General features: G+C 39.7%; 28 protein-coding genes. 20 read left to right on the forward strand and 8 right to left on the reverse strand.

The window, feature by feature from the left end; all coding sequences use genetic code 11:
- Positions 1-324: 324 nt before the first annotated feature.
- The 9 genes from WKI42_RS04020 to WKI42_RS04060 all read left to right on the forward strand — a co-directional run bounded on the left by WKI42_RS04020 (position 325) and on the right by WKI42_RS04060 (position 9,931).
- On the forward strand, positions 325-693 hold the full coding sequence (locus WKI42_RS04020; RefSeq protein WP_368081236.1) for a hypothetical protein: 369 nt from the start codon (positions 325-327) through the stop codon (positions 691-693).
- 31 nt (positions 694-724) lie between these two features.
- Positions 725-1,306, forward strand: coding sequence for a hypothetical protein (locus WKI42_RS04025; protein WP_368081237.1), 582 nt, complete (start codon positions 725-727; stop codon positions 1,304-1,306).
- 106 nt (positions 1,307-1,412) lie between these two features.
- Complete coding sequence (locus tag WKI42_RS04030; RefSeq protein WP_368081238.1) at positions 1,413-2,012, forward strand: DUF6088 family protein; 600 nt, start codon at positions 1,413-1,415, stop codon at positions 2,010-2,012.
- Between the two features lie 2 nt (positions 2,013-2,014).
- Positions 2,015-3,016, forward strand: a complete 1,002-nt coding sequence (locus tag WKI42_RS04035) for a nucleotidyl transferase AbiEii/AbiGii toxin family protein (protein ID WP_368081239.1) — start codon at positions 2,015-2,017, stop codon at positions 3,014-3,016.
- A 480-nt stretch (positions 3,017-3,496) separates the two neighbouring features.
- Positions 3,497-4,888, forward strand: coding sequence for a peptidoglycan-N-acetylglucosamine deacetylase PgdA (gene pgdA / locus WKI42_RS04040; protein ID WP_368081240.1), 1,392 nt, complete (start codon positions 3,497-3,499; stop codon positions 4,886-4,888).
- 114 nt (positions 4,889-5,002) lie between these two features.
- Positions 5,003-5,845, forward strand: a complete 843-nt coding sequence (locus WKI42_RS04045; RefSeq protein ID WP_368081241.1) for an aldo/keto reductase — start codon at positions 5,003-5,005, stop codon at positions 5,843-5,845.
- A 620-nt stretch (positions 5,846-6,465) separates the two neighbouring features.
- Positions 6,466-7,383: a glycine--tRNA ligase subunit alpha gene (glyQ, locus tag WKI42_RS04050; RefSeq protein WP_368081242.1), complete on the forward strand. Its 918-nt coding sequence runs from the start codon at positions 6,466-6,468 to the stop codon at positions 7,381-7,383.
- 211 nt (positions 7,384-7,594) lie between these two features.
- Entirely contained in the window at positions 7,595-9,631 is a 2,037-nt protein-coding gene (glyS, locus tag WKI42_RS04055) for a glycine--tRNA ligase subunit beta (protein ID WP_368081243.1), read from the forward strand.
- 42 nt (positions 9,632-9,673) lie between these two features.
- On the forward strand, positions 9,674-9,931 hold the full coding sequence (locus WKI42_RS04060) for a DUF896 family protein (protein ID WP_000371299.1): 258 nt from the start codon (positions 9,674-9,676) through the stop codon (positions 9,929-9,931).
- Positions 9,932-10,052: 121 nt separating this feature from the next.
- Here the strand turns inward: WKI42_RS04060 and WKI42_RS04065 are convergent, their stop codons facing one another.
- The 4 genes from WKI42_RS04065 to WKI42_RS04080 are packed head-to-tail and all read right to left on the reverse strand — an operon-like array spanning position 10,053 to position 13,035.
- Entirely contained in the window at positions 10,053-11,276 is a 1,224-nt protein-coding gene (locus tag WKI42_RS04065) for an NAD(P)H-dependent oxidoreductase (RefSeq protein WP_368081244.1), read from the reverse strand.
- An 18-nt stretch (positions 11,277-11,294) separates the two neighbouring features.
- Positions 11,295-11,900 carry an NADPH-dependent FMN reductase gene (locus WKI42_RS04070; RefSeq protein WP_368081245.1) on the reverse strand — a complete coding sequence of 202 codons (606 nt, stop codon included), beginning with the start codon at positions 11,898-11,900 and terminating at the stop codon, positions 11,295-11,297.
- 59 nt (positions 11,901-11,959) lie between these two features.
- Positions 11,960-12,883, reverse strand: coding sequence for an FAD:protein FMN transferase (locus WKI42_RS04075; RefSeq protein ID WP_368081246.1), 924 nt, complete (start codon positions 12,881-12,883; stop codon positions 11,960-11,962).
- Entirely contained in the window at positions 12,853-13,035 is a 183-nt protein-coding gene (locus WKI42_RS04080) for a hypothetical protein (RefSeq protein ID WP_368081247.1), read from the reverse strand. The genes WKI42_RS04075 and WKI42_RS04080 overlap by 31 nt, the downstream gene beginning before the upstream one ends.
- A gap of 144 nt (positions 13,036-13,179) precedes the next feature.
- Here WKI42_RS04080 and nox point away from each other — a divergent pair, with 144 nt between their 5' ends.
- From nox to pdxT, 3 genes are all read left to right on the forward strand, one after another.
- On the forward strand, positions 13,180-14,559 hold the full coding sequence (gene nox / locus WKI42_RS04085; RefSeq protein WP_368081248.1) for a H2O-forming NADH oxidase: 1,380 nt from the start codon (positions 13,180-13,182) through the stop codon (positions 14,557-14,559).
- Between the two features lie 303 nt (positions 14,560-14,862).
- The gene (pdxS, locus tag WKI42_RS04090) at positions 14,863-15,738 is read left to right on the forward strand and encodes a pyridoxal 5'-phosphate synthase lyase subunit PdxS (protein ID WP_000138517.1); all 876 of its coding nucleotides are present in this window, start codon (positions 14,863-14,865) and stop codon (positions 15,736-15,738) included.
- On the forward strand, positions 15,739-16,320 hold the full coding sequence (pdxT, locus tag WKI42_RS04095; RefSeq protein ID WP_368081249.1) for a pyridoxal 5'-phosphate synthase glutaminase subunit PdxT: 582 nt from the start codon (positions 15,739-15,741) through the stop codon (positions 16,318-16,320). It begins immediately after the preceding gene.
- A gap of 20 nt (positions 16,321-16,340) precedes the next feature.
- Here pdxT and trhA read toward each other — a convergent pair whose 3' ends face one another.
- Both trhA and WKI42_RS04105 read right to left on the reverse strand, forming a co-directional pair.
- Entirely contained in the window at positions 16,341-16,988 is a 648-nt protein-coding gene (gene trhA, locus WKI42_RS04100) for a PAQR family membrane homeostasis protein TrhA (RefSeq protein WP_368081250.1), read from the reverse strand.
- Positions 16,988-17,431: a DUF1836 domain-containing protein gene (locus tag WKI42_RS04105; RefSeq protein ID WP_368081251.1), complete on the reverse strand. Its 444-nt coding sequence runs from the start codon at positions 17,429-17,431 to the stop codon at positions 16,988-16,990. The genes trhA and WKI42_RS04105 overlap by 1 nt, the downstream gene beginning before the upstream one ends.
- A 134-nt stretch (positions 17,432-17,565) precedes the next feature.
- On the opposite strand from WKI42_RS04105, the gene WKI42_RS04110 reads away from it, so the two are divergent.
- The 7 genes from WKI42_RS04110 (at position 17,566) to trxB (ending at position 21,920) form a co-directional block, all read left to right on the forward strand.
- Entirely contained in the window at positions 17,566-18,060 is a 495-nt protein-coding gene (locus WKI42_RS04110; protein ID WP_368081252.1) for a GNAT family N-acetyltransferase, read from the forward strand.
- On the forward strand, positions 18,060-18,578 hold the full coding sequence (locus WKI42_RS04115; RefSeq protein ID WP_368081253.1) for a methylated-DNA--[protein]-cysteine S-methyltransferase: 519 nt from the start codon (positions 18,060-18,062) through the stop codon (positions 18,576-18,578). Before WKI42_RS04110 ends, WKI42_RS04115 begins: the two co-directional genes overlap by 1 nt.
- A gap of 5 nt (positions 18,579-18,583) precedes the next feature.
- Positions 18,584-18,940 carry an arsenate reductase family protein gene (locus WKI42_RS04120; RefSeq protein ID WP_368081254.1) on the forward strand — a complete coding sequence of 119 codons (357 nt, stop codon included), beginning with the start codon at positions 18,584-18,586 and terminating at the stop codon, positions 18,938-18,940.
- Positions 18,941-19,097: 157 nt separating this feature from the next.
- A complete protein-coding gene (locus tag WKI42_RS04125) occupies positions 19,098-19,898 on the forward strand; it encodes an amino acid ABC transporter permease (protein ID WP_368081255.1) in 801 nt (266 codons plus the stop codon).
- Positions 19,898-20,641: an amino acid ABC transporter ATP-binding protein gene (locus tag WKI42_RS04130; protein ID WP_000590965.1), complete on the forward strand. Its 744-nt coding sequence runs from the start codon at positions 19,898-19,900 to the stop codon at positions 20,639-20,641. Before WKI42_RS04125 ends, WKI42_RS04130 begins: the two co-directional genes overlap by 1 nt.
- A 77-nt stretch (positions 20,642-20,718) precedes the next feature.
- A complete protein-coding gene (locus WKI42_RS04135) occupies positions 20,719-20,943 on the forward strand; it encodes a DUF4059 family protein (protein ID WP_000926599.1) in 225 nt (74 codons plus the stop codon).
- Between the two features lie 65 nt (positions 20,944-21,008).
- A complete protein-coding gene (gene trxB, locus WKI42_RS04140) occupies positions 21,009-21,920 on the forward strand; it encodes a thioredoxin-disulfide reductase (protein ID WP_368081256.1) in 912 nt (303 codons plus the stop codon).
- Positions 21,921-21,958: 38 nt separating this feature from the next.
- Here trxB and rlmB read toward each other — a convergent pair whose 3' ends face one another.
- A complete protein-coding gene (gene rlmB, locus WKI42_RS04145) occupies positions 21,959-22,687 on the reverse strand; it encodes a 23S rRNA (guanosine(2251)-2'-O)-methyltransferase RlmB (protein WP_368081257.1) in 729 nt (242 codons plus the stop codon).
- Between the two features lie 44 nt (positions 22,688-22,731).
- Complete coding sequence (gene def / locus WKI42_RS04150; RefSeq protein WP_049500103.1) at positions 22,732-23,343, reverse strand: peptide deformylase; 612 nt, start codon at positions 23,341-23,343, stop codon at positions 22,732-22,734.
- A 280-nt stretch (positions 23,344-23,623) separates the two neighbouring features.
- Here def and WKI42_RS04155 point away from each other — a divergent pair.
- The coding region (locus WKI42_RS04155) for a CapA family protein (protein ID WP_368081258.1) at positions 23,624-24,861 on the forward strand (1,238 nt) is incomplete at its 3' end.

Here is a 24,861-nt window from a genome sequence, read left to right on the forward strand (position 1 = left end):
CGAAGGTTCTCGACCAAGCACGAGAAGCTCTAGCTCAAGCAGTTGCTTTCCTAGCCAATGAGAAAGAGTCTGACCACACAGAAGATGAGTTGATTGACAAACTCAAAGCTATTCTTGGTCAGTTAAGATAAGCGACATTTTGAAATGGAGTAGACTTACCATAGAAGCTAACACATGGCTGGATAGCGTTATCTTCTAGTACAAGTAGAAGTCTTTGATGGTAGAGTAAGATAAAGAAGAAACACGAAACAAGTGAGGTAGTTCATGAAACGGAACTGAAACTTACTAGTGTGGACTCTTGAAGGAAGTAGCGGATAGAAAGAAGTGGAAAATCCTCTTTCTATCCGTCTTTCTTCAGGAATTTATGTAAGCGCTTTAATAAAGAAAGAAAGTAATGAAATGGGGAAACATGAAAGCAGAAAAAATAAACCTATTTTATTAGTAGGGAATGGTATCAATAGATTATTTGCAAGCGAGCTAGAAAATGATGATTTCTTTAATGTCGACAAGTTTAGAGGTGAAAAAGAGGCGGAGAAATGTTCATTACATGCTGAGATAAGCGATTCTTTAAGTTTTCCGATGAGGATTTCAGTAAACTATGAGGGGAAAGAAGAAGCTGTCGCAGAGGAACTAACTGATTTTTTGAAGGATAAGATGACGATTTCAAAAAGAAAGAAAGAAAGAGTTTCTTGAGGACTTATTAACGTTAGAAGTAGAGAATATTTTGACGACGAATTACAGCTTTGAATTTGAAAAAACAATCTGTACTAATCCATCCATTGGAAAAATCTTAAATCTATATGGATATGGGAAGGAGGGTGAAATCAGTAAAAAGGAAAAGGAGCTAGGAATTTATCAGTATATAAAATTAAGTGATAGACAAAAACTATGGCATATACATGGAATAGCAACCAGAAAAAAGTCTATTATACTAGGACAATACTATTATGGCTATTTGCTTTCGCAGGTGATAGGATATACGTCTGAATTATTAAGGAGATGGAATTCTAAAAATGATTTTTATCATCATTCATGGATTGATTGTTTTGTAAGCAATGATGTTCATATCCTTGGTTTTGCTTTAGATTTAGCTGAAATCGATTTGTGGTGGCTACTCGCATACAAGAAGAAACATTTTGAATTTACAAAGGTGTATTTTTACTCTAAAGTTGGAGACTTAGATGCTAATGTGAGAATACTCTTGTGTACATATGGCGTTATTATAAAAGAAATAAATACAGCTGACTATCATGATTTTTATAATCAAGCTATTACTGAAATAAGAAATGGGATAAAAAATGGATAGAGATTCTACATAAGAAGAAGTATGCTATCTCTTTGATAAAAATGACTCTCATTTGACTTTTTGCACCAAAAATAGTATAATATTCGGTGCAAAGGAGGCGTGATAGATGAACTATAAGCAGGAAATAGTAAATAGGATAGAAAATTTTGAATCGAATCAAGTTTTTATAGCAAATGATTTCTTTGATATTGCAGGATATGAAACTGTTCGTAGTACATTAAATCGTCTTGTAAAAGACAAAGAGATTACTCGCATTTTGAAAGGTATTTATTATAAACCAAAATATATAGAACTGATTGGAGAGTATGCAATGGCGTCTGTGGATGAAGTTGCTGATGCTATTGCTAGAAAATATAATTGGACCATTGCTCCGTCAGGAAACACAGCCCTGAATTTACTTGGTTTATCTACGCAGGTACCAGCAAAATGGACCTATATATCAGATGGAAGATATGCCAGTTTTAATGTTGGTAAGGCAAGGATAGAATTTAAGCATAGAAATAATGGAGATATTTCAAATATGTCAACCTTAACTGCAATGGTGATACAATCTGTCAAGGCAATGGGGAAAGAGAACATTACTTCTCAGCAGATTGACTACTTACGGAAAAAATTATCTGAAGAAGAAAAGTCAACATTATTAGCTGAAGGTAAAACTACAAGTGTCTGGGTATATAGTATTATCAAGAAAATAGCAGAGGTGTAGAGATGTTTGAGTATAGAAAGATAGCAAAAAATGAATTGGAATCAATTATCAGAAATGCTTCCTTGAAGCTTGGTGTGAATGAGGTAATTCTTGAAAAAGATTATTGGGTATGTTTTGTTCTAAATTATCTCTTCTCTAAATGTAAATGGAAAGAAGATTTTACATTTAAAGGAGGAACGAGTCTTTCAAAATGTTTTGATTTAATTCAAAGATTTTCCGAAGATATTGACTTAATCCTCGATTGGAGAGTAATTGGATATAACTTTGATGAGCCGTGGCAAAAGCGTTCTAATACCAAACAAGATCAATTTAACAAAGAATCCAATCGAAAGACCGAGGAGTTTCTGAAAAATGAATTTGTTCCACAATTAGAAAGAGATTTTAGTTCCCTACTTCAGGAGAAGTTTTATATAAGAATAGATGAGAATGACCCTCAGACTGTTCTATTTGAATATCCAAGAACCTTTCAGTCATCTTATGTGACACAGGTGATAAGACTTGAGATTGGAACTCTTGCAGCATGGACACCAGCAGAAGTGGTTCATATTGTCCCTGAACTCCAAAAAATATTTCCTCAGCTTTTTGATGGAAATGTTATCGAAGTTAGAACAGTTTTACCCGAAAGAACCTTTTGGGAGAAAGCAACCATTTTGCATCATGAAGCAAATAGACCGAAAGAACTAGGAATACCTAAAAGATATGCCAGGCACTATTATGATTTAGTGTGTATTGGTAATTTACTTGATAAAAATCGATTATTTGAGACTTCGGAACTTCTTGAAAAAGTTGTTCAGTTTAAGCAGAAATTTTACCCTAGGAAATGGGCAAAATATGAAGAAGCTACGATTAAAACAATTAGACTAATGCCTAATAAATATCGTTTAAAAGAAATTAAAGAAGATTATCAAAATATGACCGAGATGTTTTTTGGTGATTATCCAAGTTTTGAAGACCTGATGGAATCAGTGCTAGAATTGGAAAAAGAAATTCACAAAATAAACTAATGCATCAAAAATAACAGAAGATTTGGTGCAAAATGTAGAATGAGGGTAACCCTCCGATAACAAACTATAGGGAAAAATCTCCAGAATAGAAATCCAATGATGATTCTTATTTTAGAGATTTTATTGTCTGTGCTTTTCTTAAGGTATGATTTATAATTAGTAGTTTTATTTTGGAACTGATGTCTAATTATCATTATTTCAATATGTTGATTTCATAGAGAAAGCAATAATTTTTATAATGAAATGAAATAAAATCTGGATAAATCGACTGGGAAAAATAAATCAATTTCTCAGAATGTTTTTAGAAGTCGAGGTGTCTATTCTAGCTTCAATCTACTGGAAATTCCATAGATAGAAAACTACATAATCTCTACAGATACGGATGATGAAGTTGATGTGAGATGCTTTGCCTTACTAGGTAATTGTGGATTGCCAAACTGTATCATTGAAATTCTTCCTCAAATTTGTTATGATATAAATATGACTAAAAGTAGACTGGGACGTGGCAGACACGGGAAAAAGAGACATGTATTATTGGCTTTGATTGGTATTTTAGCAATTTCTATTTGCTTATTAGGTGGATTTATTGCTTTTAAAATGTATCAGCAAAAAAGTTTTGAGCAAAAGATTGAATCGCTCAAAAAAGAGAAAGACGATCAATTGAGTGAGGGAAATCAGAAGGATCATTTTCGTAAGGGTCAAACCGAAGTGATTGCCTATTATCCTCTCCAAGGCTCGGAAGTGATTTCCTCTGTTAGGGAGCTTATAAATCAAGATGTTAAGGACAAGCTAGAAAGTAAGGACAATCTTGTTTTCTACTATACAGAGCAAGAAGAGTCAGGTTTAAAGGGAGTCGTCAATCGTAATGCGACCAAACAAATCTATGATTTAGTTGATTTTAAGGTTGAAGAGACTGAAAAGACTAGTCTAGGAAAGGTTCACTTAACAGAAGATGGGCAACCTTTTACACTTGACCAACTGTTTTCAGATGCTAGTAAGGCCAAGGAACAGCTGATAAAAGAAATCACCTCTTTCTTACAGGATAAGAAATTGGAGCAAGAAAAGATTGATCAAGTTGTTAAAGGCTTCTCTGACCAAGACTTGTCTGCATGGAATTTTGATTATAAGGATAGTCAGATTATCCTTTATCCGAGTCCTGCGGTTGAAAATTTAGAAGAGATAGCCTTGCCAGTATCTGCTTTCTTTGATGTTATCCAATCTTCGTACTTACTTGAAAAAGACGCAGCCTTGTACCAGTCTTACTTTGATAAGAAACATCAAAAAGTTGTCGCTCTAACCTTTGATGATGGTCCAAATCCAGCAACGACTCCGCAGGCATTAGAGACTCTAGCTAAATATGGTGTTAAAGCCACTTTCTTCGTGCTTGGGAAAAATGTTTCTGGGAATGAGGACTTGGTGAAGAGGATAAAATCCGAAGGTCATGTTGTTGGAAACCATAGTTGGAGCCATCCGATTCTCTCGCAACTTTCTCTTGATGAAGCTAAAAAGCAGATTACTGATACTGAGGATGCGCTAACTAAAGTGCTGGGTTCTAGTTCCAAACTCATGCGTCCGCCTTATGGAGCTATTACAGATGATATTCGCAATAGCCTCGATTTGAGCTTTATCATGTGGGATGTGGATAGTCTGGATTGGAAGAGTAAAAATGAAGCATCTATTTTGACAGAAATTCAGCATCAAGTAGCTAATGGCTCTATCGTTTTGATGCATGATATTCACAGTCCGACAGTCAATGCCTTGCCAAGGGTCATTGAGTATTTGAAAAATCAAGGTTATACCTTTGTGACCATACCAGAGATGCTCAATACTCGCCTAAAAGCTCATGAGCTGTATTATAGTCGTGATGAATAAGCAAGAAAAAATAGGTCTGTCAGATATTTGATAGACTTATTTTTTACAGAAGATAGTACTAATTAGTAAAAAAATTTATGCTATAAATGATGAATAAAATAGAAGGAGAAGCATATGCATACTTATCAATTAAATAATGGAGTAGAAATTCCAGTATTGGGATTTGGAACTTTTAAGGCTAAGGATGGGGAAGAAGCCTATTGTGCAGTGTTAGAAGCCTTGAAGACTGGTTATCGTCATATTGATACGGCGGCGATTTATCAGAATGAAGAAAGTGTTGGTCAAGCAATCAAAGATAGCGGAGTTCCACGAGAGGAATTGTTCGTAACTACCAAGCTTTGGAATAGCCAACAAACCTATAAGCAAGCTCGGCAAGCTTTTGAAGAGTCTTTAGAGAAGCTAGGCTTGGACTATTTGGATCTGTATTTGATTCATTGGCCAAATCCAAAACCGCTTAGAGAAAATGACCAATGGAAAATCCGCAATGCTGAGGTCTGGAGAGCGATGGAAGACCTCTATCAAGAAGGGGAAATCCGTGCTATTGGAGTTAGTAATTTCCTTCCCCATCATTTGGATGCTTTGCTTGAAACAGCAAAAATTCTTCCTGCGGTCAATCAAGTTCGCTTGGCGCCAGGTGTGTATCAAGATCAAGTCGTAGCTTACTGTCGTGAAAAGGGAATTTTATTGGAAGCTTGGGGGCCTTTTGGACAAGGAGAACTGTTTGATAGCAAGGAAGTGCAAGAAATTGCGGCAAATCACGGAAAGTCTGTTGCTCAGATAGCCTTGGCCTGGAGCTTGGCAGAAGGATTTTTACCACTTCCAAAATCTGTCACAGCTTCCCGTATTCAGGCTAATCTTGATTGCTTCGGAATTGAACTGAGTCATGAGGAGCGAGAAACATTAAAAACAATTGCTGTTCAGTCTGGTGCTCCACGAGTTGATGATATGGATTTTTAGAAAATCATAAAAAGAATTGTACATTGATCCAATTTTTGATATAATAGTCAGCAGGAAAGAAAGTCTTATGGCGTTCTTCAAGCGAGCTTGGGATAGTGGGAGCCAAGTAGGGCAAAATAAAGAACTGGCGCTTTCTGTCGTATTTTAAAAAACAATGAAGTAATAAATTAGGGTGGAACCGCGTTTCTGACGCCCCTAGGTCACAGACTTAGGAGCAAAGGCACGGTTCTTTTTGTATCCAAAGTCACAAGAAGTTATAAAAAGGAGAAAACAATGTCTAAAAAATTGACTTTTCACTGCGTCAGTGGCAGAGACCTCCTTACAGTCGGATTGCCTCACGCTCAGCACTAGAGTGCCTGAGCTAGACGCAGTACTAACTCGTCTTGCCTCGTATGATCGACGAGGCAGACTCGTGTCGCAAGTAATTTATAAAAAAGGAGTAAACAATGTCTAAAAAATTGACTTTCTACTGCGTCAGTGGCAGAGACCTCCTTACAGTCGGACTGCCCCACGCTCAGCACTAGAGTGCCTGAGCTAGACGCAGTACTAACTCGTCTTGCCTCGTATGATCGACGAGGCAGACTCGTGTCGCAAGTAATTTATAGAAAAAGGAGTAAAAAATGTCTAAGAAATTAACATTTCAAGAAATTATTTTGACTTTGCAACAATTTTGGAATGACCAAGGTTGTATGCTGATGCAGGCTTATGATAATGAAAAAGGTGCGGGGACCATGAGTCCTTACACTTTCCTTCGCGCTATCGGACCTGAGCCATGGAATGCAGCTTATGTAGAGCCATCACGTCGTCCTGCTGACGGTCGTTACGGGGAAAACCCTAACCGTCTATACCAACACCACCAATTCCAAGTGGTTATGAAGCCTTCTCCATCAAATATTCAAGAACTGTACCTTGAGTCTCTGGAAAAATTGGGTATCAATCCATTGGAGCATGATATTCGTTTCGTTGAGGACAACTGGGAAAATCCATCGACTGGATCAGCTGGTCTTGGTTGGGAAGTTTGGCTTGATGGGATGGAAATCACTCAATTCACTTATTTCCAACAAGTTGGTGGATTGGCAACTGGCCCTGTGACTGCGGAAGTTACCTATGGTTTGGAACGCTTGGCTTCTTATATCCAAGAAGTAGACTCTGTCTATGATATTGAGTGGGCTGATGGTGTAAAATACGGAGAAATCTTTATCCAGCCTGAGTACGAGCATTCAAAATATTCGTTTGAAATTTCAGACCAAGAAATGTTGCTGGAAAACTTTGATAAGTTTGAAAAAGAAGCTGGTTGTGCTCTGGAAGAAGGCTTGGTTCACCCTGCCTATGACTATGTTCTCAAATGTTCACACACCTTTAACCTGCTTGACGCGCGTGGTGCCGTATCTGTAACAGAGCGTGCAGGCTATATCGCTCGTATCCGTAACTTGGCCCGTGTTGTAGCCAAAACCTTTGTCGCAGAACGCAAACGCCTAGGCTACCCACTTTTAGATGAAGCAACACGAGCTAAACTCTTAGCAGAAGACGCAGAATAAAGAGAGTGACAAATTACGAAAATGGGCGAACAGAGTGAGCCCTGAGCCAGTTGCCGCAGTGATGAAGGTATCCTTAGTAAAGCTAAGGATACTAGGCAAAATTGGAGACTTTTGGCTCCAATTTTAGCAATGAAACAACGAAGTTAGTTGCTTGCGTGCCAATCACATAAGGCAAACTGGAAAATAAAAAGATAATTTTCGGAGAAAAAACATGACAAAAAACTTATTAGTAGAACTCGGTCTTGAAGAATTACCAGCCTATGTTGTCACACCAAGTGAAAAACAACTAGGTGAAAAAATGGCAGCCTTCCTCAAGGAAAACCGCCTGTCTTTTGAAGCCATTCAGACCTTCTCAACACCACGTCGTTTGGCTGTTCGTGTGACTGGTCTTGCAGACAAACAGTCTGATTTGACAGAAGATTTTAAGGGGCCAGCAAAGAAAATTGCCTTGGATAGTGATGGGAACTTCACCAAAGCAGCTCAAGGATTTGTCCGTGGAAAAGGCTTGACCGTCGAAGATATTGAATTCCGTGAAATCAAGGGTGAAGAATATGTCTATGTCACTAAGGAAGAAATTGGTCAAGCAGTTGAAGCCATTGTTCCTGGTGTTGTAGATGTCTTGAAGTCACTGACTTTCCCTGTCAGCATGCACTGGGCTGGAAATAGCTTTGAATACATTCGTCCTGTTCACACTTTAACTGTTCTTTTAGATGAAGAAGAGTTTGATTTGGATTTCCTTGATATCAAGGGCGGTCGTGTGAGCCGTGGGCATCGTTTCTTGGGGAAAGAAACCAAAATTCAGTCAGCATTGAGCTATGAAGAAGACCTTCGTGCACAGTATGTAATCGCGGATCCTCGTGAACGTGAGCAAATGATTATTGACCAAATTAAGGCAATCGAAGCTGAACATGGTGTACGTATCGAAATTGATGCTGATTTGCTTAATGAAGTCTTGAACTTGGTTGAATACCCAACTGCCTTTATGGGAAGTTTTGATGCCAAATACCTTGAAGTTCCAGAAGAAGTCTTGGTGACTTCGATGAAAGAACACCAACGTTACTTTGTTGTTCGTGATCAAGATGGCAAACTCTTGCCAAACTTCATTTCTGTCCGTAACGGAAATGCAGAGCATTTGGAAAATGTCATCAAAGGTAATGAAAAAGTCTTGGTAGCCCGTTTGGAAGATGGTGAATTCTTCTGGCGTGAAGATCAAAAATTGGTCATTTCAGATCTTGTTGAAAAATTAAACAATGTGACTTTCCATGAGAAAATTGGTTCCCTTCGTGAACACATGATTCGTACTGGTCAGATTGCTATTCTCTTGGCAGAAAAAGCAGGTTTATCAGCTGATGAAACAGTTGACCTAGCCCGTGTAGCAGCCATTTACAAGTTTGACTTGTTGACAGGTATGGTTGGCGAATTTGACGAGCTCCAAGGAATTATGGGTGAGAAATATGCCCTTCTTGCTGGGGAAACTCCAGCGGTGGCAGCTGCTATTCGTGAACACTACATGCCTACATCAGCCGAAGGAGAACTTCCAGAGAGCAAGGTCGGTGCAGTGCTTGCCGTTGCAGACAAATTGGATACGATTTTGAGTTTCTTTTCAGTAGGTTTGATTCCATCAGGTTCTAATGACCCTTATGCCCTTCGTCGCGCGACCCAAGGTGTGGTTCGTATCTTGGATGCCTTTGGTTGGCACATTGCTATGGACGAGCTGATTGATAGCCTTTATGCTTTGAAATTTGACAGCTTGACTTATGAAAATAAGACAGAGGTTATGGACTTTATCAAGGCTCGTGTTGATAAGATGATGGGGTCTACTCCAAAAGATATCAAGGAAGCCGTTCTTGCAGGATCAAACTTTGTTGTGGCGGATATGTTGGAAGCGGCAAGTGCTCTCGTAGAAGCAAGCAAGGAAGAAGACTTTAAACCATCTGTTGAATCACTTTCTCGTGCCTTTAACTTAGCTGAGAAGGCAGAAGGAGTTGCTACAGTTGATTCAGCTCTCTTTGAGAATGAAGAAGAGAAAGCCCTGGCAGAAGCAGTAGAATCACTCGTTTTGTCAGGGACTGCCAGTCAGCAATTGAAACAGCTCTTTGCTCTTAGCCCAGTCATTGATGAATTCTTTGAGAATACCATGGTTATGGCTGAAAATGAAGCCGTCCGTCAAAATCGTTTGGCAATCTTGTCTCAATTAACCAAGAAAGCAGCTAAACTTGCACGTTTTAACCAAATCAATACCAAATAAAATCTGTTAAACGGATTAAATCTTATCATAAAGGAGAGAAACATGGATCCTAAAAAAATTGATCGTATTAACGAGCTTGCCAAAAAGAAAAAAACAGAAGGCTTGACCCCAGAAGAAAAAGTTGAACAAGCCAAACTACGTGAGGAGTACATCGAAGGTTATCGTCGCACTGTTCGTCACCACATTGAAGGGATCAAAATTGTGGACGAAGAAGGAAACGATGTTACACCAGAAAAACTACGTCAAGTCCAACGTGAAAAAGGATTACATGGTCGTAGTCTCGATGACCCAAATTCATAATATAATTTTCTGCATCTAACTTTAATAAAGATAGATAAAATAATAACCAAAAGACTAGCAGTTTGTGTTTGCTAGTCTTTTTTTGCTAAAAAAGGAACCAAGATGGTTCCTAAAACTATTATTAGTTACTTGCTCCAGATGTAGCGTCTGCGCCACCACCGTGACCTCCAGCATCACCTGCATCAGAAGCTCCAGATGTAGCATCTGATGCAGGTGATGCAGAATTTCCACCAACTAGACGTTGACCAGTTGTTTCCAAGTACCAATCAAGCCATGGTTGGAAATTAAAGATAATTTCATTAATTCCAGCATATGAACCATCTGGGTAATACATTGCCTTGTAGTTATGTGTATTAATAACGCCTTCTGGTGTTCCTGGTACAATTGTACGAACATATTCTTGATCTCCGTTACGAAGTACACCAACAACCCATTCAACGTTCTTCATTCTTGAAGGTGGAAGTGAAGCATGCACAGTTCCTAGTCGACTACCTGCTTGAACTCGCACACGTTTACCGTACATTGTATTTGGATCCTGATGTGCGTTATTGTAGTACAAGAATTGGTTATTATCATCTGCATATGTTAACTCAAATGGCATTGCTTTCAAGAACATATCAATTTGATTAACTGTCAAGATACCGTGGTCTAATTTAACGTAAGTATCTCCAGAAACAGCCCCAACAAGCTCAGCTGCTTTTTCTACCCATTCAGGATCATCTGGATCAACACCTTGAATGGTAGTTGCAATTGAATTTGTACAATATAAATCTTCTGGTTCAATTGGTTTTGGTTTTTTCAATTTTGAAACGACTCCCACATATTTTACAAAGTTGTCCAAGCATGTTTCAAGGAAATGAATAGTTCCTTCATTTGTGATATTGCCCTCTGCGTCAAATGCTTCTTTGGCTTTACCAAGAAGGAATTCGTTACCTGGAAGTGTGTAGGCATTAACACCTGGAGCGTCAAGAATCTTACGAAGGTGAACTTGGGCACGAGAAGTACCTTGGTCGTAGTAAGAAGCTCCCACAATCATGACTGGTTTGTTTTCAAATGGATGAACTTCATATGAAAGCCATTCAAGAACAGATTTAAGAGAAGCTGAGATTGTGTGGTTGTGCTCAGGAGTGGCGATAATGACACCATCAGCACGAGTAATTCTGTTATACAAGAGACGCAACTGGAAACTTTCATCCCATTTTTCGTCTTGGTTAAACATTGGAACTTCATCAATTTCGAGAACTTCTAATTCAAATTTGAGTTTGAAGTGACGACGGATGAATTCCAAGAGTTTACGGTTATATGATTGATCGTAGTTTGATCCTACAAGTCCAACAAATTTCATTCTTTTTGGTCTCCTATCTTACAAATTTTCCCAGTCAAATTCTTCAGCATCTTTGCGAAGTAGGGCTTGTGCGTTGCGCAATTTTTCTGTAATTTTTACAAAGATACGGAAGTCGTCAAAAGTGGCATCCAGTTTTTTAATAACATCAAGATCTACTAGGTCTCCACTTGGGTTAAAAGCTTGAAGAGAATGTGAAAGCAAGAATTCATCTGGAAGGACACTTGCTTTAATTTCTGGAGCATTCAAGATTTGGCGAAGTTGTAATTGGGCGCGTGATGAACCAAGAGTACCATATGAAGCACCTGTAATCATGATTGGTTTGTTCAAAAGTGGGTAAATACCATAAGACAACCAAGCAAGAGCGCTCATCAAAACAGCTGGGATAGAGTGGTCATACTCAGGAGTACCGATAATAACGCCATCTGCCTCTTCGATTTTAGCAGCAATTTCCAAAATTTCAGCAGGTACTTGCTTGTCAGCTGGCTTGTTAAAGACAGGGATAGCCTTGATTTCAACAAGTTCAATTTCAGCTTTGTCAGCAAAGTGTTTTTGCATGTATTGAAGCAATTGACGGTTTGTAGAACGTTTTGAATTTGTTCCAACAATAGCAATAAGTTTTAACATGAGATTTCCTTTCTCTTTTTACATAATACGATTTTAAAACTCTACTGAAACATCTATTTCTATAGAGTAGGAATTCCTGAAGAACAGCTTAGGTGACCTTCCTTATCGATGAGGATGGCTTCGATACCCTCCAAACTTTCGACTTGCCAGAGGATAGAAGCAGGTCTTTCTCCAAATAGACGAGTTGTCCAGATTTCACCATCAACTGATTTATTAGAGATGATTGTCAGACTAGCTAGCTCCGTTTCAACAGGATATCCTGTCTGGCTGTCAAAAATGTGATGGTAATCTTTTCCATTGACTGTCAGGTGACGTTCATAAATGCCTGAAGTCACGACAGATTGACTGATAACAGGGATGGTCATTAAGTGATTTCCCCGAGGATTGGCTGGGTCTTGAATCCCGATTTGCCAAGGTTTATCCCCTCTTGCCAGATTTTTTCCAATGGTCAGGATATTCCCCCCCAGATTGATCAAGGCAGAAGTCACACCCTCTTCTCTAAGAAATTGTGCAACCTTATCCGCACTATAACCCTTGGCTAAACAACCAAGATCAATCTTCATTCCTTTCTGTTTTAAGAATACTGTGGAAGTAGAAGAATCTAACTCGATATAATGAGGATTGATTAACGGTAGCACCGATTCAATTTCTTGAGGCTGAGCGACCTTGGCATCTGAAAAACCGATGCGCCAAGTTTGAATTAGGGGACCAATGCTGATGTTGAGATGACTAGAGGGCGCTAGGCTATGCTCTAATCCAAGTGAAATCAGTTCAAACAGGTCTGGATGCACCGTGACTGGGGCTATTCCAGCTTGATGATTGATTTCCATCAACTCAGATTCTTGACTATTGGCATTGAAGCGGTATTCTAGCTCTTTGAGCAAATCAAAGGATTTTTGGAGCAAGCTATCGGCTCGCTCATCTACTAATGAAATAGTGATAGTAGTCCCCATTAGCCGTTCAGAATGTGAACTAAGAAGCAAGCTACCAACTCCTTTCTCTTATAGAAAATAAGTTGTAATATCAAATAATTATCTAAATTGAAGCCCTTACATTTTATTTTCATGTTATTAGAATACCATAAAGTTAGAATTTTCACAAATAAAATTTGGAAAAAGTCAAGAAATATGCTCACAAAAATTCATTAGTCTTGAAATCAGAATAAATGGGGAATTATTTTTGATAAAAAATGCTGAAATAATAGTAAACAACTTGTAAACGCTAACAGTAAATGGTATACTAGTAGAGTAAATTTAAAATTAAAGGTAGGAATTTTTCTATGAGTAAAATCGTTGTAGTTGGTGCGAACCACGCTGGTACAGCATGTATCAATACCATGTTGGATAATTTTGGAAATGAGAACGAAATCGTTGTATTTGACCAAAACTCTAACATCTCTTTCCTAGGATGTGGAATGGCCCTTTGGATTGGTGAACAAATTGACGGTGCTGAAGGCTTGTTCTATTCAGATAAAGAAAAATTGGAAGCTAAAGGTGCTAAAGTCTACATGAACTCACCTGTTCTTTCAATCGACTATGATAATAAAGTAGTTACAGCCGAAGTTGAAGGAAAAGAGCACAAAGAATCATACGAAAAATTGATTTTCGCTACAGGTTCTACACCAATCTTGCCACCAATCGAAGGTGTTGAAATTGTTAAAGGGAACCGCGAATTTAAAGCAACTCTTGAAAACGTACAATTCGTGAAATTGTACCAAAACGCTGAAGAAGTTATCAATAAACTTGCTGACAAGAGCAAACATCTTGACCGTATCGCTGTTGTTGGTGGTGGTTACATCGGTGTTGAACTTGCTGAAGCCTTTGAGCGTCTTGGAAAAGAGGTTGTCCTTGTAGACATCGTAGATACTGTCTTGAACGGTTACTATGACAAGGATTTCACACAAATGATGGCCAAGAACTTGGAAGACCACAACATCCGCTTGGCTCTTGGTCAAACTGTTAAAGCAATCGAAGGTGACGGTAAAGTTGAACGCTTGATTACTGATAAAGAAACTTTCGATGTGGACATGGTTATCCTTGCAGTTGGTTTCCGTCCAAACACAGCCCTTGCTGACGGTAAGATTGAACTCTTCCGTAACGGTGCCTTCCTTGTAGATAAGAAACAAGAAACTTCACTTCCAGGTGTATTTGCCGTTGGTGACTGTGCGACTGTCTATGATAATGCTCGTAAAGACACTAGCTACATTGCCCTTGCTTCAAATGCTGTTCGTACTGGTATCGTTGGTGCCTACAACGCTTGTGGACATGAATTGGAAGGAATAGGTGTGCAAGGTTCAAACGGTATCTCAATCTACGGTCTTCACATGGTTTCAACTGGTTTGACTCTTGAAAAAGCAAAAGCTGCAGGTTACAATGCAACTGAAACAGGCTTTAACGATCTTCAAAAACCAGAATTTATCAAACACGACAACCACGAAGTTGCCATCAAGATTGTCTTTGACAAAGACAGTCGCGAAATTCTTGGTGCACAAATGGTTTCACACGATTCTGCAATCAGCATGGGAATTCACATGTTCTCACTTGCTATCCAAGAGCATGTGACAATTGATAAATTGGCATTGACAGACCTATTCTTCTTGCCACACTTTAACAAACCATACAACTATATCACAATGGCTGCTCTTACAGCTGAAAAATAAAATTTGATGAACTATCTGGCCTTAAGTTAAGGTCAGATAGTTTTTTAGTTATACTCTTCGAAAATCTCTTCAAACCACGTCAGCTTCGCCTTACCGTATATATGTTACTGACTTCGTCAGTTCTATCTACAACCTCAAAGCAGTGCTTTGAGCAACTTGCGGCTAGCTTCCTAGTTTGCTCTTTGATTTTCATTGAGTATCAATCTGTACCCACACAATTATCCTTTTTTTATCTTGTGATTCATTCTGTTCTGACTTAAAATGAAATGGTAGCTACCAATACAAATGATGAGGATAAAACAAATGACTGAAAATCGTTATGAATTAAATAAAAATTTGGCACAGATGCTCAAAGGTGGGGTTATCATGGACGTTCAAAATCCTGAACAGGCCCGTATTGCAGAGGCTGCTGGTGCGGCCGCTGTGATGGCTTTGGAGCGGATTCCAGCAGATATTCGTGCAGCTGGAGGTGTTTCCCGCATGAGTGATCCAAAGATGATTAAGGAAATCCAAGAAGCGGTTAGCATTCCAGTGATGGCCAAGGTCAGAATCGGGCATTTTGTTGAAGCTCAGATTTTAGAGGCTATTGAGATTGACTATATCGATGAGAGTGAAGTTTTATCGCCAGCTGATGACCGTTTCCATGTGGATAAGAAAGAGTTCCAAGTTCCTTTTGTCTGTGGGGCTAAGGACTTGGGTGAAGCCTTGCGTCGTATCGCTGAAGGTGCTTCCATGATTCGTACAAAAGGAGAACCGGGTACAGGAGACATCGTCCAAGCTGTTCGCCATATGCGTATGATGAATCAGGAAATTCGCCGTATTCAAAATCTACGTGAGGACGAACTTTATGTTGCTGCTAAGGACTTGCAAGTCCCTGTAGAATTGGTTCAATATGTTCATGAACATGGAAAATTGCCAGTTGTAAACTTCGCAGCTGGAGGCGTTGCAACGCCAGCAGATGCTGCTCTGATGATGCAATTAGGGGCAGAGGGTGTCTTTGTCGGTTCAGGTATTTTCAAGTCAGGCGATCCTGTTAAACGAGCGAGTGCCATTGTTAAGGCTGTGACTAACTTCCGCAATCCTCAAATTCTAGCTCAAATCTCTGAAGATTTAGGGGAAGCCATGGTTGGTATCAATGAAAATGAAATCCAAATTCTCATGGCTGAGCGAGGGAAATAGATGAAAATTGGAATATTGGCCTTGCAAGGTGCCTTTGCAGAACATGAAAAAGTTTTAGAAAAATTAGGTGTCAAGAGTGTCGAACTCAGAAATTTAGAAGATTTCCAGAAATATCAAAATGAACTGTCTGGCTTGATATTACCTGGAGGAGAGTCTACAACCATGGGTAAGCTCCTACGTGAACAGGATATGATGATTCCTATTCGAGAAGCCATTCTATCTGGTTTACCAGCCTTTGGAACCTGTGCGGGTTTAATTTTGCTGGCTAAGGAAATTATTTCTCAAGAAGAGAGTCATCTAGGAACTATGGATATGGTGGTCGAGCGTAATGCCTATGGGCGCCAATTAGGAAGTTTCTACACGGAAGCAGAATGTAAGGGAGTTGGTAGTATTCCAATGACCTTTATCCGTGGTCCAATTATCAGTAGTGTTGGAGAGGGTGTAGAAATTCTAGCAACAGTTGATAATCAAATCGTTGCAGCCCAAGAAAAAAATATGCTGGTAACTTCTTTTCATCCAGAATTGACTGATGATGTGCGCTTGCACCAGTACTTTATCAATATGTGTAAAGAAAAAAGTTGAGACTAAATTTCTCAACTTTTTTACATGTAATAAACAATGGCAATGTACTGGAGGGCAGATGCGGCTAGGATAAAGAGATGCCAAATCATGTGGAAATAAGGTTTTTTCTTAGCGTAAAATCCAGCCCCAACTGTATAACAGAGTCCGCCAGTTACCATGAGACTCCAGAAAATTGGCGTTGTTTGACTGATAATGGCAGGAATGATAGCCAGAACCAACCAGCCCATAATCAGGTAAAGAGCAAGGCTAAATTTCTCATTAACCTTTTTAGCAAAGATTTTATAGAGAATACCAAAGATGGTTGTTCCCCATTGAATGGTAATAATTAGATAGCCAAACCAGTTATTCATCAAGGTTAAGACGACTGGCGTATAAGAGCCGGCGATGGCAACATAAATCATAGAATGGTCAATAATTCTCAAGACATATTTGTGGGTTGAACCATAGGCCATAGAGTGGTAAATGGTGGATGAGAGGAACATGAGAAAGAGACTGATGACGAAAATGGAAACGCCCATAGAGGATAAAAATCCGTGTGCTTCATAACTATAGGTGGATGAAATAGGGAGTAAGATGAGCATGATGACTGCACCTACGGCATGAGTCACGCTATTAGCAATCTCCTCTCCAAAACTGAGTTGTTTACTGAGTTTAAGACTAGTATTCATTAGATTTTCTCCTCTTCAGTCTGATGGATTAAGGCTAGAGTTTGATGATAGAGTTTAACGGTTTGGCAGCTGCTTTGGATAATAGGGTTAGCTGGGTCCATTCCTTGGTTCATATAGTCTACAAAGGCATCGTAGAGTTGTTCTGAACTGGCTTGACTTTGGAGACTATTCAGTGTCTGAGCGATTTCTTGAATCGAAAAGACAGACTTGAGGGTTGTGATAGCGATCAAACGGGCAATCTGTTGGCGTTGGTATTTTTTCTTGTCAGGCTTTGTCAGATAACCATGTTTGACATAGTTATTGACCATGGATGCTGTTAGGCCCTTGTCTTTATCAGGAGAAATAGGGGCGCAGACCTGATTGACATAGAGTAAAACCTGGTCCAGATAGAGGTCAATGTTTGGAATTTCTGACCATTTAGGGTAGGAAAAGGTAGTTTTCATTTTCAACTCCTTTTTATCTAGTTTTAATAACTAGATTATAAAATAATAAAAATAGAAAGTCAAGTTTTAACTGCTTGTGAAAAGGCTTAAATTATGCTATGATGGGAGAAACTAGTCAGAAATGAGGAGAAAAGATGGAGATTCGTTTAGCTTTTCCAAATGAAGTAGATGCCATCATGCAGGTGATGGAGGATGCTAAAAAATGTTTAGCAGATGCTGGTAGTGACCAGTGGCAAAATGGTTATCCAAATGCAGATGTTATTATCGATGACATTATCTCAGGTCAAGCCTATGTTGCCTTGGAAGAGGGAGAACTGTTAGCCTATGCTGCTGTGACCAAGAGTCCAGAGGCAGCCTATGAAGCCATTTATGAAGGAAAATGGCAAGCTGGAGAGTCAGAGTACCTAGTCTTTCACCGTATCGCTGTGGCAGCAGATGTCCAGGGACAGGGAGTTGCACAGACTTTCCTAGAAGGCTTGATTGAAGGTTTTGACTATCTTGATTTTCGTTCAGATACGCATGCTGAAAACAAGGCCATGCAACATATTTTTGAAAAACTCGGTTTTAAACAGGTTGGTAAGGTTCCAGTTGATGGCGAACGCTTGGCCTATCAAAAATTGAAGAAATGATGCAAAAGAAGTATGCAAAAATGCTCTACTATTCCCCAATAGGAACCTTGTCCTTGGTTGCTGACGAGCAATATCTGTATGGAATTTGGGTACAGGAGCAGAAGCATTTTGAGAGGGGGCTAGGAGATGAAACGATAGAAGCAGTTGGTAGTCATCCTATTTTAGACCTAGTTATTGCTTGCTTAGATGATTATTTTAATGGCAAGTCGCAGGATTTATCCAACTTACCCTTGGCTCCAATTGGAACGGATTTTGAAAAGCGAGTTTGGTCCTATTTACAGGGCATTCCTTATGGTCAGACAGTGACCTATGGACAAATAGCGCAAGACCTGCAAGTGGCTTCTGCTCAAGCAATTGGTGGAGCAGTAGGTCGTAATCCTTGGTCCATCCTAGTACCTTGTCATCGTGTGCTGGGAGCGGGCAAGCGTTTGACAGGTTATGCTGCAGGAGTGGAAAAGAAAGTCTGGCTCTTAGAGCATGAAGGCGCAGATTTTAAAGATATAAACAATAGAAAGTGAAACACATGTTAGAATTTATCGAATACCCAAAATGTTCAACTTGTAAAAAAGCAAAACAAGAATTAAACCAACTCGGTGTGGACTACAAAGCTGTTCATATCGTGCAAGAAACACCAAGTCAAGAAGTGATTTTGAATTGGCTAGAAACCTCAGGATTTGGATTGAAGCAATTTTTTAACACTAGTGGAATCAAATACCGTGAATTAGGGCTAAAAGATAAGGTAGGAAGTCTGTCAAACCAAGAAGCAGCTGAATTGCTAGCAAGCGACGGTATGTTATTAAAACGACCGATTCTAGTGGAGAATGGAACTGTTAAGCAAATCGGTTATCGAAAAGCTTACGAAGAATTGGGACTGAAATAGTTTTTATCTATCTCTTTGATAGATAAAATATATAACCTCCCTGTTTCAAAGTATGATAAACTAGTAGGTAGACAAAGTCTGTATCTGACCGTAGCAAATAATTTCATTGACGGCAGAAGTATGGTAGAATGAATCATTATCAGGAGAGGATGTTTTTATGAATGTTACAACGATTTTAGCATCAGATTGGTACCAAAACTTGATGCAATTGATTCCGGATGGCAAGCTGTTTAGTCTACGTTCGGTCTTTGATGGGATTCCAAGAATTGTCCAACAGCTTCCAACAACAATTATGTTGACAATTGGTGGTGCCCTTTTTGGCTTGGTTTTGGCGCTTCTTTTTGCCATTGTGAAAATCAATCGTGTCAGAATTTTATATCCCTTGCAGGCCTTCTTTGTTAGTTTCTTAAAGGGGACACCGATTTTGGTGCAACTCATGTTGACCTACTACGGAATTCCTTTGGCTTTGAAGGCTCTCAATCAGCAATGGGGTACTGGTCTCAATATCAATGCCATTCCAGCTGCTGCTTTTGCGATTGTTGCCTTTGCCTTTAATGAGGCAGCTTATGCTAGTGAAACCATTCGTGCAGCTATTCTCTCAGTCAATCCTGGTGAGATTGAGGCAGCACGCAGTCTGGGTATGACGCGAGCACAAGTTTATCGTCGCGTGATTATTCCAAATGCGGCCGTTGTAGCGACTCCAACCTTGATCAATTCCCTAATCGGCTTGACCAAGGGAACTTCCCTAGCCTTTAGTGCGGGTGTTGTGGAAGTCTTTGCCCAAGCTCAGATTTTGGGTGGAGCTGATTATCGCTATTTTGAACGCTTCATCTCCGTTGCCCTTGTTTATTGGGTAGTCAATATCGGAATTGAAAGCCTCGGTCGTTTCATCGAGAGAAAAATGGCTATTTCTGCACCTGATACAGTGCAAACAGATGTGAAAGGAGACCTTCGTTAATGATTAAGATTTCGAATTTAAGCAAATCCTTTTCAGGACAGACTGTCTTGGATCATCTGGACTTGGATATTCAAAAAGGGGAAGTTGTAGCCTTGATTGGTTCTTCAGGAGCTGGAAAATCAACCTTCCTTCGCAGTCTCAATTATCTTGAAACTCCTGACAGTGGTTCGATTCAGATTGATGATTTCTCAGTTGATTTTTCTAAAATCACTCAAGAAGAAATCCTTGCCCTACGTCGCAAGCTGTCCATGGTTTTTCAACAGTTTAATTTGTTTGAACGCCGTACAGCACTTGATAATGTGAAAGAAGGCTTGGTTGTTGTCAAGAAATTGTCTGACCAAGAAGCGACTAAGATTGCCAAGGAAGAGTTGGCTAAGGTTGGGCTTTCTGACCGTGAAAACCATTACCCTCGTCATTTATCAGGTGGACAGAAGCAACGGGTTGCCTTGGCGCGTGCACTTGCGATGAAACCAGATGTCTTGCTCTTAGACGAACCAACTTCAGCCCTTGACCCAGAATTGGTCGGAGAAGTAGAAAAGTCTATTGCAGATGCTGCTAAGTCAGGTCAAACCATGATTTTGGTCAGTCATGACATGTCCTTTGTAGCCCAAGTGGCTGATAAGATTCTCTTCTTAGATAAGGGGAAAATTATCGAGTCAGGAACACCGGATGAGATTATCCATCATCCTAAAGAAGAACGGACAAAAGAATTCTTCGCTAGTTACAAACGGACTTATATTTGATATAATAGATAAAGAAAAACTCAGTTAGCTGGACTAGCTGAGTTTACTCTTTAAAAAAGATAGAAATGAGAGAAATCATGCTACTGCAACTATTTTCTTTATATTTCGAGAGTTTGATCTTGACCACCATTCTTGTCCTGATTTTTTTAGGAATTTGGATTGGACTGAGAGCCATGTCGGGAGTTGATAAGACAGCCAAGGCTCGCCAAGCCCATCTCTATGATATGATTATGATTGGGGTCTTGGTTGTTCCAGTATTATCCTTTGCGGTTATGAGTTTAATTCTTGTTTTCAAGGCATAATCCTTGCTTGATTGACAAGAAAGAGTTAGAATAAAGATAGTTACAACAAGAAAGAAGGAATCTATATGTACGATACTATTATTATCGGTGCTGGTCCTGCAGGAATGACTGCAGCCTTGTATGCTGCTCGAAGCAATCTCAAAGTAGGCTTGATTGAAGGTGGTCTGCCAGGTGGTCAGATGAATAATACATCTGATATCGAAAATTACCCAGGATATGCTAATATTAGTGGACCTGAATTGGCTGAAAAGATGTTTGAACCGCTTGAAAATCTTGGTGTGGAGCACATCTATGGTTATGTTGAGAATGTCCAAGACCATGGTGATTTTAAGAAAGTGATGACCGATGATCAAACATATGAAACACGTACAGTTATCGTAGCGACTGGTTCTAAACACCGTCCTTTGGGAGTTCCAGGAGAAGAAGAACTGAATAGTCGAGGTGTTTCTTATTGTGCCGTGTGTGATGGAGCTTTCTTCCGTGACCAAGATTTGTTGGTAGTTGGTGGTGGAGATTCAGCTGTTGAAGAAGCCCTCTTCTTGACTCGTTTTGCCAAGACTGTTACCATTGTTCACCGTCGTGACCAACTTCGTGCCCAAAAGGTTTTACAAGACCGCGCCTTTGCGAATGAGAAAATCAGCTTTATCTGGGATTCTGTAGTCAAGGAAATAAAGGGTGAAAATCGAGTAGAATCTGTTGTTTTTGAAAATGTGAAAACAGGTCAAGTGACAGAACAAGCCTTCGGTGGCGTCTTTATCTATGTTGGTTTGGACCCTGTTAGCGATTTTGTTAAAGAATTGAATATCCAAGATCAGGCAGGCTGGATTGTGACAGACAACCACATGAAAACTGCAGTTGACGGTATCTTTGCAGTTGGAGATGTTCGTTTGAAGGACCTTCGCCAAGTAACAACAGCAGTTGGAGATGGAGCTATCGCTGGTCAAGAAGCTTACAAGTTTATTACAGAACATAGTTAATCATAAAAAAGTTTCCAATCAGATGACTGGAAACTTTTTTATAGTCTATTTCGGAAAACTTCATACATGAGAATGGCTGCAGCAACACTGGCATTAAGGCTTTGAACATGTCCATTCATCGGAATGGTAATCATTTCATCGACCTGTTTTTTAATGTTGCTAGAGATGCCTTTTCCTTCATTTCCGATGATGAGGGCGATTTTCCCTTTTGTATTCCACTTGTGGCAAGGAGTACCATTCATATCTGTTCCAAAGGTCCAGAAGCCTTCACCCTTGAGTTTGTCTAGAGTTTGGCTCAGATTGGTCACTCGGGCAATTGGAACGTGCTCAAGAGCACCTGTGGCTGTTTTGGCAACGACAGGAGTAACTCCGACAGCACGGTGCTTGGGAATGATGACACCTGAAACGTTGGTCGCATCAGCTGTTCGCAAGATTGAACCTAGATTATGAGGGTCAGTTAACCCATCCAAAATCAATAGAAGTGGATTTTCTTCTTGGCGTGTTTTGGCAAGGATGTGATCCAGCTCGCTATAGGCAAATTCGGATACTCGTAAAACAAAACCTTGGTGAACAGCACCTTCGGTCATCTCAGAGAGGGATTTTTTTGAAGTCCAAGAAATGGATACCTTCTTTTCTGTAGCCAGTTCCTTGACTTTCTCAACATTCTTACCTCGGAGATCTTCTTGGAGGTAGAGTTTATTTCCAGTGTTTGCAAGGAGGGCTTCGGTAACGGCGTGGACGCCATAGACAATATCATTTGTTTTCATGCCTCTATTATAACACAAAACCCCGTCTTGCAACGGGATTTTCTTTATTCTAGAATCAGTAAACCATCTTTAACTGCAAATGGGTCTTTTTCATTGATACGATCGTAAAACATGATTCCGTTGATGTGGTCAATTTCATGCTGAACAACGATGGAGTTGTAGCCTTTGAGTTTGATGCGGTGTTTTTCGCCATCCTTGTCAAAGTAGTCAACGGTAACGCGGGCATGGCGAACAACATAGCCAGGCACGTTGCGATCAACAGACAGGCACCCTTCTCCTTCGCCAAGAGCAGCGTCTTGAACAGAGTGAGAGACGATTTTTGGATTGTACATAATGGCTTGCAAGTCGTAGGCTTCCTGTGGAGTTTCTCCTTCTTCGACAATATTAGGCACCAAAACAGCGATAATGCGTTTTGAAATATCCAACTGAGGAGCAGCAAGTCCAACCCCACCACGGAGCCCCATCTTTTCAGCCATGACAGGATCTTGGGAATGTTTGAGGAATTGCATCATCTTTTCACCAAGGATGATTTCCTGGTCAGATAGGGGGAAAGTAACTTCCTCAGCAACCGCGCGTAGAGTAGGATTCCCTTCGCGGATAATATCTTTCATATCAATTAAGTGAGCAGCTTTTGTAATACGTTCTATAGCAGACATTTTCTCTCCTTTCATTACCTCTACATGATAACACAAAATGACAAGGATTGAAAGTATTACAGCCTTTAGGATTTATAGAAAATAGATAGGAAGTTCAATTCATACTCAATGAAAATCAAAGAGCAAACTAGGAAGCTAGCCGCAGGCTGTACTTGAGTACGGTAAGGCGACGCTGACGTGGTTTGAATTTGATTTTCGAAGAGTATCAATTGTGAAAGAATTACTTATCTGTGATATAATAAAAAGAAAAGGCTTGCATAAGAAAGTAGGGAGAATGAAGATGCAAAGAAGACAAAATCGAAATCAGGGTGGTTTAGCTTTTCGTTTTATGAAGGGCTTGGTAAACTTTTTTAGGAGTTATCGCAGGTGGAGCAATAAAGGATTTGTGGCGATACTCTTGCTAGCAGTTGCTTTATCAATGGGCTTGGTCTTGTTGTTTGAAAGTTTCCAAGGCATCCCTTTAACCAGTCAAAAACGAGATACTATTTCTCAAGAGGGGACTAAGCAAAAGTCTCAGGAGCAGGAAGAGGAAAAATCTGCTAGAATTATGGCCAACGGAGATTTGCTCTACCACGATGGACTTTTCTTTTCAGCTAAAAAAGAAGACGGTACCTATGACTTTCATGAGAATTTTGAGTATGTGACACCTTGGCTTAAGCAAGCAGATTTAGCTATTGGTGACTTTGAAGGAACCATCAATAAGGATCATTATTTAGCGGGTTATCCTCTCTTTAATGCTCCTGCTGAAGTTATGGATGCCATTAAGGATGCAGGTTATCATGTGCTAGATTTGGCTCATAATCACATTTTGGATTCGCAAATTGAGGGAGTTATTTCAACGGCCGATATTATTGAGAAAGCTGGAATCACTCCAATCGGAGTTTATACGCATGAACCACGTGATCAGGCTCCGCTGGTCATTAAGGAAGTGAATGGTATTAAGGTTGCACTGTTAGCCTATTCCTATGGTTTCAATGGCATTGAGCAGTATATTTCTCAGGAAGACTATAATCGTTATCTTTCAGATTTAAACGAAGATAAGATGAAGGCTGAAATTGAACGGGCGGAAAAGGAAGCGGATATCACCATTATCATGCCTCAGATGGGTGTTGAGTATCGATTGGAACCAACTGAGGAACAAAAAGCTCTTTATCACAAGATGATTGATTGGGGAGCGGATATTATCTTTGGAGGGCATCCACACGTAGTTGAGCCATCTGAAATTGTTGAAAAAGATGGAGACAAGAAACTTATTATCTATTCAATGGGGAACTTCATTTCTAATCAACGGATTGAATCTATGGGAGATGAAGAAAATGCTAAGTGGACTGAACGTGGCGTTCTCATGGACGTGACCATTAAGAAGAAGGATGGAAAAACAACTATCGGAACAGCTAAAGCTCATCCTACTTGGGTCAATCGAACACCAAAGGGAACCTTTTCACCAGAAGGCTATCCTTTATATCATTATCAAACCTATATCTTGGAAGATTTCATAGAGGGTGGCAGTCATCGTGA

It is taken from the genome of Streptococcus pseudopneumoniae (assembly GCF_038148935.1).
Lineage (GTDB): Bacteria > Bacillota > Bacilli > Lactobacillales > Streptococcaceae > Streptococcus > Streptococcus pseudopneumoniae_U.